This window comes from Azovibrio sp., assembly GCF_049658005.1.
Classification (GTDB): Bacteria; Pseudomonadota; Gammaproteobacteria; order Burkholderiales; family Rhodocyclaceae; genus Azovibrio.
The window spans coordinates 1-10864 of record NZ_JBASOH010000012.1 but is presented as its reverse complement, the minus strand read 5'-3'; the positions used below and the strand labels follow the sequence as shown (position 1 = coordinate 10864).

At 65.0% G+C, this 10864-nt stretch carries 8 protein-coding genes; 3 read left to right on the top strand and 5 right to left on the bottom strand.

The features are described 5' to 3' along the window. The 4 genes from WBH99_RS01150 to WBH99_RS01135 all read right to left on the bottom strand — a co-directional run. The coding region (locus WBH99_RS01150; protein ID WP_424218268.1) for a uracil-DNA glycosylase family protein at window positions 1-616 on the bottom strand (616 nt) is incomplete at its 3' end. Window positions 617-709: 93 nt separating this feature from the next. After that, on the bottom strand, window positions 710-3982 hold the full coding sequence (locus tag WBH99_RS01145) for an SNF2-related protein (protein ID WP_424218267.1): 3273 nt from the start codon (window positions 3980-3982) through the stop codon (window positions 710-712). 6 nt (window positions 3983-3988) lie between these two features. Then, complete coding sequence (gene ubiB, locus WBH99_RS01140) at window positions 3989-5500, bottom strand: ubiquinone biosynthesis regulatory protein kinase UbiB (RefSeq protein WP_424218266.1); 1512 nt, start codon at window positions 5498-5500, stop codon at window positions 3989-3991. Between the two features lie 186 nt (window positions 5501-5686). Then, complete coding sequence (locus WBH99_RS01135; protein ID WP_424218265.1) at window positions 5687-6784, bottom strand: NAD(P)-dependent alcohol dehydrogenase; 1098 nt, start codon at window positions 6782-6784, stop codon at window positions 5687-5689. Between the two features lie 145 nt (window positions 6785-6929). On the opposite strand from WBH99_RS01135, the gene argS reads away from it, so the two are divergent. From argS to WBH99_RS01120, 3 genes are read left to right on the top strand one after another with little or no spacing between them, the layout of a single operon-like run. Beyond that, window positions 6930-8696 carry an arginine--tRNA ligase gene (argS, locus tag WBH99_RS01130; protein ID WP_424218264.1) on the top strand — a complete coding sequence of 589 codons (1767 nt, stop codon included), beginning with the start codon at window positions 6930-6932 and terminating at the stop codon, window positions 8694-8696. 9 nt (window positions 8697-8705) lie between these two features. Continuing rightward, window positions 8706-9338 carry an SPOR domain-containing protein gene (locus WBH99_RS01125; protein ID WP_424218263.1) on the top strand — a complete coding sequence of 211 codons (633 nt, stop codon included), beginning with the start codon at window positions 8706-8708 and terminating at the stop codon, window positions 9336-9338. A gap of 2 nt (window positions 9339-9340) precedes the next feature. Next, the gene (locus tag WBH99_RS01120; RefSeq protein WP_424218262.1) at window positions 9341-9973 is read left to right on the top strand and encodes a thiol:disulfide interchange protein DsbA/DsbL; all 633 of its coding nucleotides are present in this window, start codon (window positions 9341-9343) and stop codon (window positions 9971-9973) included. A gap of 151 nt (window positions 9974-10124) precedes the next feature. Here WBH99_RS01120 and WBH99_RS01115 read toward each other — a convergent pair whose 3' ends face one another. Further along, window positions 10125-10670: a C40 family peptidase gene (locus WBH99_RS01115; protein ID WP_424218261.1), complete on the bottom strand. Its 546-nt coding sequence runs from the start codon at window positions 10668-10670 to the stop codon at window positions 10125-10127. Window positions 10671-10864 lie beyond the last annotated feature (194 nt).

Sequence of the window (10864 nt, the reverse complement as noted above, 5' to 3'; positions counted from 1 at the left end):
GCGGCAGCCCCGCCAGGGCGAATCTCGCGCGCTGTTCCGCCCAGGCCCCGACGCCGATCACCCAGTCCGGCTGCAGCGCCTCGGCCATCGCCCTGAGATGGGCATCGCAGGCGGCGAGCAAAGGTTTGGCCTCCTCTGCCGGCAGCTTGTCCGGCGTCAGGTTGCGGCCTGCGGCAAAGAACAGGAGCGGGCAGTAATTGGCGACGAAGTGCTCGGCAAAAAACGCTTCCGGCGCCTCGAAACGCGCCCGGAACAGGCCCCATAGACGCTCGCCGCTCACTTCCCGGCGCCGGCAGGCAAAGCCTTCCACCGGCCGTTTGGGATGCTCCCGCGCCGGCTTGCCCACCGGCCCCGTCAGCCCCAGCCAGTCTTGCACCGCGCTGATCTCGCCAAACGGCACCCCGGTCTGGGCCATGCCGAAAGGGCCGGGATTCATGCCCAGGAACAGCACCCGCCTGGTGCCGCACCCGTAACGCTCGAGATAGCGGCGGTGCACCTCCCAGGCGTAGTCGAGGGGGTTATAGACGAGGGTGACCGGGGCGGAAAAAGGAAGGGCATCGACTTCGTCCGACAACTTGCGGGCGGCGTCGATGAGGCGGGCGGCAGTGGATGACATGGGGAAGCAGTGGCTTGAAGAAGGGGGCGATGATCCCGGATCGGCCCCTTGCGGATCCGGTGCCGGAGTTTGGGTTAGCTGGGCAAAGTTGGGTTAGCTGGGCAAAGGCTCGAACAGGGCGGCCAGGTCGGCCTCGCCGAATTTGATGTCGGTCTGGTGCTGTTCCGAAAGCATGCCTGCTGCCAGTTCCGCCTTTTTTGCCTGCAGGGCGAGAATTTTTTCCTCGATGCTGCCCGCCGCAATCAGCTTGTAGACGAATACCGGCTTGTCCTGGCCCAGGCGGTGGGCCCGGTCCGTGGCCTGATTTTCGACGGCGGGATTCCACCATGGATCGTAGTGGATCACGGTATCGGCCGCCGTCAGGTTGAGGCCCACGCCGCCGGCCTTGAGGCTGATCAGGAAGATCGGCGCGGCGCCGGCCTGGAAGGCCTTGATCGGGGTTTCCCGGTCCTGGGTTTCGCCGGTCAGGCGCACAAAGCCGAGTTTGGCGGCCTCCAGTTCGGCCTGGATCAGATCAAGCATGGAGGTGAATTGGGAGAACACCAGAATGCGCCGGCCCTCGTCCACCAGCTCCGGCAGCATGTCGATCAGCAGGTCGAGCTTGGCCCGCTCCTTGACCTTCCTGGCCACAGCCGATTTCACCAGGCGCGGATCGCAGCACACCTGGCGCAGCTTCAGCAAGGCATCGAGGATGACGATCTGGCTGCGCCGAAAGCCCCGGCTGGCGATTTCGGAGCGCACCTTCTCGTCCATGGCGGCGCGCACGGTTTCATACAGGTCGCGCTGCCCCCCGCTCAGTTCCACGGTGCGGATGATGATGGTCTTGGGCGGCAGTTCGGTGGCGACATCGTCTTTCCTGCGGCGCAGGATGAAGGGTCTGAGGCGGCGGGCCAGCAGGTCGCGGCGCATCATGTCGCCCTGCTTTTCGATGGGGTTGCGCCACAGGCGGGTGAAGCTCTTGCTGTCGCCCAGGAAGCCGGGCAGCAGGAAGTCGAACTGGGCCCAGAGCTCGCCCAGGTGGTTTTCCAGGGGGGTGCCGGTCAGGCAGAGCCGGTGCCGGGCCTTGATCTGGCGCACCACGCCGGCGCTCTTGCTGCGGGAATTCTTCACGGTCTGGGCTTCGTCCAGAATCAGCAGGTGGTATTCATGCTGCTGCAGGGTTTCGGCATCGCGCCACAACAGTGGATAGGTGGTGAGCACCACGTCGTATCCGGGAATCTGGTCAAAGAACTGTTTGCGCTCCAGGCCGTGCAGGCTCAGCACCTTCAAGTCCGGGGCAAAGCGGCTGGCTTCGTTTTTCCAGTTGAAGATCAGCGAGGTGGGCAGCACCACGAGGGAAGGACGATCCATGCGGCCCGACTCTTTTTCGAGCAACAGGTGGGCCAGGGCCTGGGCGGTTTTGCCCAGGCCCATGTCGTCGGCCAGGATGCCGGCCAGACCGTGTTCGCGCAGATACTGCAGCCAGGCCAGGCCGGCGCGTTGATAGTCGCGCAGTTCCAGCTTGAAGCCCACGGGGGGCTCGATATCCTGCACCCCCATGCTGGCTTTGAGGCGCTCGGCCATGGCGTGTACCGCCTCGGCGCCCCGGAACTGCCAGCGGCTGCGGTCCTGCAATTCTTCCAGGCGCGGCGCGTCGAGGCGGGAGAGGCGCAGCGGGCCTTCCTTGTAGCCGTCGAACAGGTCGATCAAAAGCCGGGCCAGGGGCTTCAGCCGCTCGGCGGGGACCCGGATGCGGCGCTCGTCCTCGGTTTGCAGTTCAATGGATTCGTCCGGAGAGATGTCGGCCAGGGAAATGGCGTCGAGCCAGCGGGCGTCGCGGCGGAACAGGTCCGCCAGCAGGGGCGCCAGGGGCAGGCGCTGGCCTTCGACCACGACGCCCATATCCAGGTCCAGCCAGCCGCCGCTGCCTTCGTTGATGTCCGCCTCCCAGGCGTCCACTTCCAGATAATGATGGCGGAAGGTCTGGGCATGGCTGACCCGCCAGCCCGCCTGCTCCAGGGCTTCGGTGCCCTGTTCCATGAAGGCCGGCCAGTCCGCCTCGGCAGCCAGGCCATAGAGCTTGGCCGGACGCTTGCCGAAGCAGTACAGGGCCTGGCTGGGCACCGGCTCCAGCCCGACCTTGGCAAGTTGCTGCAGCAATTTCGCCTCGGCCTCGGGCTGGCGCTTCAGGCGCAGCATCTCGCCGCCGGGCAAGGTCACGTATTCCCGGGGGTCGTCGAAAGCCAGACGCACCTCGCCATAGCACAGGCTGGCCTCGGCGTAGTCGAAGGCATGGGCATTGAAGTTGTTGTCATAGCCGCGCCAGGCCCGGATGCCGTGCACCTCCAGGGTATCGAGGCGCAACTCGCCCCGGGGCGGTTCGTCCACCAGGCGGCAACGGGCCGCCAGATCATGGGCCGGAACCGGCACGCCAGGCGCCACTTCGGCCAGGGCATCGGCCACCAGGGCGGCCTCCTTGGGCGACAGGGGCGGCAAGGTCAGGAGTTTCTGGGCGAGGTCGGGCGAGAGTTCCAGCAACAGGGGGCCGGCCCAGCCTTCTTCCATGTCCAGATACCAGGGCGGGACGGTGGGAATGATCAAGGTGGCTTCCGGCTGGGCCAGGAGCCGGGGCTGTTGCAGGCCCATGCCCTCGGCCTGCCAGATGATCTGGCCGGGCCGGGCCGGGCCCTCGGCCAGGGTGATGGGCGGCTGACCGGCAATCGAGCGGCCTGAACTCAGCAGTTTGTGCAATGCTTCGGCCCCCTTCTGGGGCGTCAGGGCAAAGCCATCCTGGAAGAAATAGGGATTCCGCCCGGCCCAGAGCAGGCGCAGGATGGGCAGATCGTCGTCTTCCACGAACTGGGGCGGCTGTACCAGCGCCTTCTCGGTGAGGGTCCAGGGCTTGGCGGTATCGGGACGCAGGCCCTTCATGGGCCGGACCCGGACCTCGCCGGAGTGCCAGTTGAAGTGATAGAACAGCCGCGCCTTGCTCGCTGTTGCGGACCGGCCCCGGCTCTTCTTTTCCACCGCCTGGCTCAGATGGCGCAGATCGGTGATCCAGGACAGCACCCCGGGGGAAACCCGGTCGGGATCGTCCCGTTCCTGCAGGGCATGCAGCAGCACCGCCGCCGCATGTTTGCACTGATGCCGTACCGGGCAGGTGCAGCCGGATATGATGCCGTGCTCCGGCTTGTCGCCGAGAAAATGGATCAGCACCAGATAAGGCTGGGCGGCGGAGCCCTGCACCTGGCCCACGATGCGCTGGGCCTTCACATCCAGCCCCTCCACCGCATCCACATAGGCTTCGGCTTTTTTCAGGGTGTGCTCGCCCAGCCACTGCTCGACATGGGCGCGTGTGAAACTTTCGGAGGCGGGTATCTTGCTCATGAAAACCTAGACAAACTGGGCGGCCCCGATGATGGCCAGGAGCAGGGCGATCACCAGCAGCCAGCGGTTTTGCTGATCCTGGGCGGCGATCAGACGTTCGAGCTGGGGCGCCAGATCGGCGCGGGGCGGCCGGGCCAGGGCCTGGTACACGAGGCGCGGCAGCTGCGGCAGGCTACGCGCCCACTGGGGCGCCTCCTGTCGCACGCCCTTCAAGGCGCCGCGCCAGCCGATCTGCTCGCTCATCCAGCGTTCCAGAAAAGGCTTGGCGGTTTTCCACAGATCCAGGTCCGGGTTCAGCTGCCGGCCCAGGCCCTCGATGTTGAGCAAGGTCTTTTGCAGCATCACCAGCTGCGGCTGGATTTCCACATTGAAACGGCGGCTGGTCTGGAACAGGCGCAACAGGATTTTGCCGAAGGAAATATCCTTCAGGGGACGGTCGAAGATGGGTTCGCAGACGGCGCGGATGGCGGCCTCGAATTCATCCACCCGGGTGTTCTCCGGAGCCCAGCCCGATTCGATATGAACCTCCGCCACCCGCTTGTAGTCGCGGCGGAAGAAGGCGATGAAATTCTGGGCCAGGTAGTTCTTGTCGGAATCGGTGAGGGTGCCGACGATGCCGAAATCGAGGGCGATGTAGCGCCCGTCCGCATGGACGAAGATGTTGCCAGGGTGCATGTCGGCGTGGAAGAAACCGTCCCGTAACACCTGGGTGAAGAAAATTTCCACCCCGGCCATGGACAGCTGCTCCAGATCGATGCCCTGGGCGCGCAACTCCTCGATCCGGGAAATGGGCGTGCCGTGCATGCGTTCCATCACCATCACCGTGGGGCCGCACCAGTCCCAGAACACTTCCGGGACCATCAACAGGGGCGAGCCCTCGAAATTGCGGCGCAGCTGCGAACAGTTGGCGGCCTCGCGCATCAGGTCGAGCTCGTCGCGCAGGTATTTGGCGAATTCCGCCACCACCTCCCGGGGCTTCAAGCGCTTGCCGTCGGCCCAGATTTTTTCCAGCAGCATCGCCGCCGCGTCCATCAGGGCCAGATCATGCTCGATGACGCCGTGCATGTTGGGGCGCAGGATCTTCACCGCCACCTCCTTGCCATCGGGCAGGCGGGCGAAATGGACCTGGGCGATCGAGGCCGAGGCCACCGGCACCGGGTCGAATTCGGTAAACACCTCGGAGGCGGGTTTGCCGTAGGCCTTTTCGATCTCTTTCAAGGCCAGTGCGGAGGAAAAGGGTGGCACCTGGTCCTGCAGCCGGGCCAGCTCGTCGGCGATGTCCTGGGGCAGCAGGTCGCGCCGGGTAGAGAGCATCTGGCCGAACTTGACGAAGATGGGCCCCAGATTTTCCAGGGCCTGGCGCAGGCGCACGCCCCTGGGGAGGGAAAGATCGCGCCAGAACTGCAGGGCGTTGGCGAGCCGCGCCAGCCGCCCGGAGGGCTCTAGTTCGAGCACCATCGAATCCAGCCCGTATTGGCTGGCGACGGCGAGAATCTTGATGAGACGGAAAAGGCGCATGGCAGGGCTAAAAAATCAAGCGGTCAAGTTTAGCCTGAAAAGTGAGGCAAGTCGCGGATTTCAGGGACAGGATTGCCTGGGCGAGACCCGAACCCCCCACCCCGCGCCCTTGGCCCCTTGGCTCCAGTGACCCGCAAAAAAAAGCCTGGCGGATGAGCGCCAGGCGGGTGCGAAACGAAGGGTGGCTCAGGGCTTGATGGCGATCTTCAGGACGCCGTCGCGCTGATGGGCAAACAGATCATAGGCAGCCACGATGTCATCGAGAGCGTACTTGTGGGTCACCAGCACGCCCAGGTCGAGCCGCTCCGCCGCCAGCACATTCATCAAGCGGCGCATGCGCTCCTTGCCGCCCGGGCAGAGCGCGGTATTGATGCGGTAATCCCCCAGGCCGGCGGCAAAGGCGCCCAGGGGAATGCTCAGGTCGCTCGAATACACCCCGAGGCTGGACAGGGTGCCGCCCGGCTTCAGGACCTTCAGGGCGGATTCAAACGTGGATTGCGTCCCCAGGGCTTCGATGGAGGAATCGGCGCCGCGCCCGCCGGTCAGCTTCATGACTTCATCGACCACGTCGCAGTTGCGGAAATTGAGGGTCACGTCGGCGCCCAGCACCTTGGCGATGCCGAGGCGATGGTCGTTGCCATCGACGGCGATGATCGTGGTCGCCCCCAGCAGCCGGGCGCCGGCGGTGGCGCACAGCCCGATCGGGCCCTGGGCGAACACCACCACGGTATCGCCGAGTTTGATGTTGGCATTTTCGGCGCCCTTGAAGCCGGTGGACATGATGTCCGGACACATCAGCACCTGCTCGTCGGTGAGGCCGTCGGGGATCGGCGCCAGGTTGCCCTGGGCATCGGGCACCAGCACGTATTCCGCCTGGGTGCCGTCGATCATGTTGCCGAAACGCCAGCCGGCGGTGGCCTTGTAGCCGTGACAGCCGCACTTGCCGGATTCGATCAGATAGCTGCCATCCTGGGAAGGAACCCCGTCCTGGGCGGCATAGGAATTGAAGTTGGGGCAGATCGCCCCGGCCAACACCCGCTGGCCTTCGTGGTAACCGCGCACGGCGCTGCCCAGCTTCTCGATCACCCCGACCGGCTCGTGCCCCACGGTAAGGCCCTTGGCCACCGGATATTCGCCCTTGAGAATATGGATATCGGTGCCGCAGATGGTCGTGGTCGTGATGCGGACCAGGGCCTCGTTGGGGCCGACATCGGGAATCGGCTTCTCGGCCAGTTCGATGCGTCCGGGTGCGACAAAAACTGCGGCTCTCATCATGCTTGCCATGGTCATTCTCCTGTCATTGGGGTGGCTGGGGCATCCAGTGTAGGCGCAAACCACGGCAGCAACAACGCTGCCTTGCGGCATCGTTGCCAGTGGCAATCCGGTCTGTCTGGGTATAATTCCCCCCTTTGCCTTCGCCAAAAATTCAATGGCCCACGATTCCAAGACTCAATTGACCGCCCTGCTGCAGCAGGCCCTGGCCAGCGTCGCCCCCGCTGCGGCGGACACTCCGATCCAGCTGGAACGCCCCCGGGACCCGGGCCACGGCGACTTTGCCACCAACCTGGCGATGCAGCTGGCCCGGGCCCTGAAGAAGAATCCGCGCGAGATCGCCCAGCGCCTCCTTGCCGAACTGCCTGTTTCCAGCCTGGTGGTCAAGGCCGAGGTGGCCGGGGCCGGCTTCATCAATTTCACCCTCGATTCCGGCAGCAAGACCCGCGCGGTCAAGACCGTGCTGGAAGCCGGCGAGGCATTTGGCCGCTCCCGCCTGGGCGGCGGCCAGAAGGTGCAGGTGGAATTCGTCTCCGCCAATCCCACCGGGCCGCTCCATGTCGGCCATGGCCGCGGCGCCGCCTACGGGGCCAGCCTCTCCAGCCTGCTGGCCTATGCCGGCTGGGACGTGACCCGGGAGTATTACGTCAATGACGCGGGCCGGCAGATGGACATCCTGGCCCTCTCCACCTGGCTGCGCTACCTCGAACTGCATGGCATCTGCAGCATCGACTTTCCTCCCAACGGCTACCAGGGCGACTATGTGCGCAGCATGGCCGAACAGCTGAAAACCGCCAGGGCCGACCGCTATGTGCGCCCCGCCGAAGCCGTGCTGGCCGCTACCCCGGGCATCCCCGACCCCGCCCGGGACGACCCGGAAGCCAAGGCCCAGCGGGAGAGCCACCTGGATGCCCTGATCGCCAACGCCAAGGCCCTGCTGGGCGAGGACTGGCACGCGGTGCACCAGCACGCCCTGACGCAGCAGCTCTCCGACGGGCGCAGCGACCTGGAGGAATTCGGCGTTCATTTCGATGTCTGGTTCTCCGAAAAGTCCCTGTTCGATACCGGCCTCGTGGCCCGCTGTGTCGAGAAACTGGAAAACGCCGGCTACCTCTACGTCCAGGACGGCGCCAAGTGGTTCAAATCCACCGCCTTCGGCGACGAGAAGGACCGGGTGGTGCAGCGCGAGAACGGCATCTACACCTATTTCGCCTCCGACATCGCCTACCACCTCAACAAGTACGAGCGCGGTTTCGACAGGATCATCGACATCTGGGGCGCCGACCACCACGGCTACATTGCCCGGGTCAAGGGCGCCATTCAAGCCTTGGGACTCGATCCGGAAAAATTGCAGGTGGTGCTGGTCCAGTTCGCCGTGCTCTACCGCAACGGCCAGAAGGCCTCCATGTCCACCCGCTCCGGCGAGTTCGTCACCCTCAGGGAGCTGCGCGACGAGGTGGGCAACGACGCCTGCCGCTTCTTCTATGTGCTCAGGAAGGCCGACCAGCATCTCGACTTCGACCTCGACCTGGCCAAGAGCCAGAGCAACGAAAACCCGGTCTACTACATCCAGTACGCCCACGCCCGGATCTGTTCGGTGATGAACCAGTGGGGCGGTGACGCCGCCAGTCTGACCGACGCCAGGCTGGCCCGGCTCGACAACCCCCGGGAACTGGCGCTGTCCTCCCGGCTCGCCGAGTTTCCCGAAGTCATCGAAGCCGCCGCCCGCGACCTGGCCCCTCATCAGGTGGCCTTCTACCTGAAGGACCTGGCCGCCGAGTTCCACGCCTGGTACAACGCCGAGCGGATGCTGGTGGAAGATCAAGAATTGAAGCTGGCCCGGGTGGCCCTGGCCGCCGCCGTGCGCCAGGTCATCCGCAACGGCATGGGCATGCTGGGTGTATCCTGCCCGGCCAGCATGTAAGGAGTTGCCATGAGTCGCGATGTGAAATCCAGAAAACCCGCCCCCCGCAAGAAATCCGCTGGCGGCACCCTGATCGGCATGTTCATCGGCCTGGTGCTGGGGGTGGTGCTTGCCGCCGGGGTGGTCTGGTACATGAACAAATCCCCGACCCCCTTTGTCAACAAGGTCCAGCAGGCCCCCAGCAGCAGCACCAAGCCAGACCAGCCGCCCGTGGCCCTGCCCGGCAAGCCCGGCGACCCGGTGCCGGAAAAGCGCTTCCAGTTCTACGACATTCTGCCCGGCAAGGCCGAAGCGCTGCCTGGCAAGGCCGAAGCCGTAGCCGGCAAGGAATTACCCAGGACGGCGGAGGTCAAACCAGCCGACGCCAAGGACCCCGGAGAGGAGCCCAAAGCGGCCGCCGAGAAGCCCGGCAAGCCCCACTACCTGCAGGCCGGTTCCTTCAGCCGGGCCGAAGATGCCGACAACCTCAAGGCCAACCTGGCCATGATGGGTCTGGAAGCCTCGGTGCAGCAGGTGATGGTGCAGGACAAGACCTACTTCCGCCTGCGCCTGGGGCCCTATACCAAACTCGAGGACGCCAACAAGGTCCGGTCTGAACTGGCCAAGGCTGGCGTCGATACCGCCCTCATCCCGAAGGAGTGAATATGCACGCGAGCCGCCGCCGTTTCCTGTCCGCCACCGCCCTGCTGGCCATCGGCGCCATTCCCCTGGCGACCGCTGCCCAGAGCAATCCAGTATCCGGTCAGGATTACATCCTGCTGACCAGCCCCCAGATCAAGGAAGACCCGAAGAAGATCGAGGTGATCGAATTCTTCTCCTACGGCTGCGGCCACTGCAACGAATTTCACCCCATGATCAAGGCCTGGGCCGCAAAGCAGCCCGCCGAGGTGGCTTTTCGCCGCGTGCCCGTGCTCTGGAATGCCGCCTGGGGCAACCTGGCCCGCCTCTACTACACCCTGGAGGCGACCGGCGACCTGGCGAAAATGGACGACGCCGTCTTTGCCGCCCTGCACGGCCAGCGCCTGCGTCTCTATGACGAAAAGAGCATGAGTGAGTGGTATGTGCGCCAGGGCGGCGAGGCCAGGAAATTCTCCGACGCCTTCAATTCCTTTGGCGTCATGAGCAAGCTGAAGCGCGCCGAACAACTCGGCAAGGCCATGGGCATCGACAGCGTTCCCACCCTCGTGGTGGAAGGCAAGTACCGCGTGCAGGGCAATGGCTTTGAACAACTGCTGGCCAACACCGATGCCCTGATTGCCATGTCCCGCAAGAAGTGATCCCGCAGTAATCCCGCAGTAATCCCGCGGTGATCCGCAGTGATCCCGCAGTGATCCGCAGTGATCCGCAGTGATCCCGCTCACGGCTGGCAGGGCGTTCAGCACCGGCGCCTCGTCCGCCGCCAGGCCCGGGGCGGCGCTTCAAGGCGCTTCAATCGAAGTAGGTCCGGGCCTCCTCGAAGCGGCTGGCAAAGTAGCCGCTATCCAGCCGTTCGATCCTGACCTGGCCGTTCCTGGAAGGCGCATGCACGAAGCGCCGGTCGCCGATGTAGATGCCGACATGGGAGCGGGGCCGGTTGAGTGTGTTGAAAAAGACCAGGTCGCCGGGGCGCAGGCTCTGGTGCGTGACCGGGCGGCCCTTTTGCGCGAGGTCGGCGGCACTGCCGCTCAGCTGCACCGAAGCGGCCTGGGTGTAGATGTAGCTCACCATGCCCGAGCAATCGAGGCCCGCTTCCGGATTCTTGCCGCCGAAACGGTAGCCGGTGCCGATCAGGCTCAAGGCATACATCACCACTTCCTTGCCCTGAGGCGTCGGCTCCAGGGCGCGGCGGGAGACGGCCGCACCCGTGTTGCTGCCGGTATTGCCGCCCGTATCGCCACCCCAGCTGCCGAAACTACCCAGGCCGCCGCAGCCGGCCAGCCCGAGCGCGGCGAGGAGGGCGCATAATAAGCCGCGCTGCCCAATCCACCTGTCCATACCTGAGTGCCTTTCGAGGAAAACAGTCTCAAGTATGTATTTTTTCTGGAGATTTTCAAGCCATGAAACTTCAATCACCGGAACTGCTCGTTACCCGCTGCCTGATCGGCGGCGCCTGGATCGAAGCCGATAGCGGCGCCACCCTGGCCGTCACCAACCCCGCCACCGGCGAGGAAATCGCCCGGGTGCCCGCC

Coding starts and splice junctions, on each gene's coding strand:
- WBH99_RS01120 (WP_424218262.1), top strand. CDS start 9,341: ATGCACGCGAGCCGCCGCCGTTTCCTGTCCGCCACCGCCCTGCTGGCC.
- WBH99_RS01125 (WP_424218263.1), top strand. CDS start 8,706: ATGAGTCGCGATGTGAAATCCAGAAAACCCGCCCCCCGCAAGAAATCC.
- argS (WP_424218264.1), top strand. CDS start 6,930: ATGGCCCACGATTCCAAGACTCAATTGACCGCCCTGCTGCAGCAGGCC.
- WBH99_RS01115 (WP_424218261.1), bottom strand. CDS start 10,670: ATGGACAGGTGGATTGGGCAGCGCGGCTTATTATGCGCCCTCCTCGCC.
- WBH99_RS01145 (WP_424218267.1), bottom strand. CDS start 3,982: ATGAGCAAGATACCCGCCTCCGAAAGTTTCACACGCGCCCATGTCGAG.
- ubiB (WP_424218266.1), bottom strand. CDS start 5,500: ATGCGCCTTTTCCGTCTCATCAAGATTCTCGCCGTCGCCAGCCAATAC.
- WBH99_RS01135 (WP_424218265.1), bottom strand. CDS start 6,784: ATGGCAAGCATGATGAGAGCCGCAGTTTTTGTCGCACCCGGACGCATC.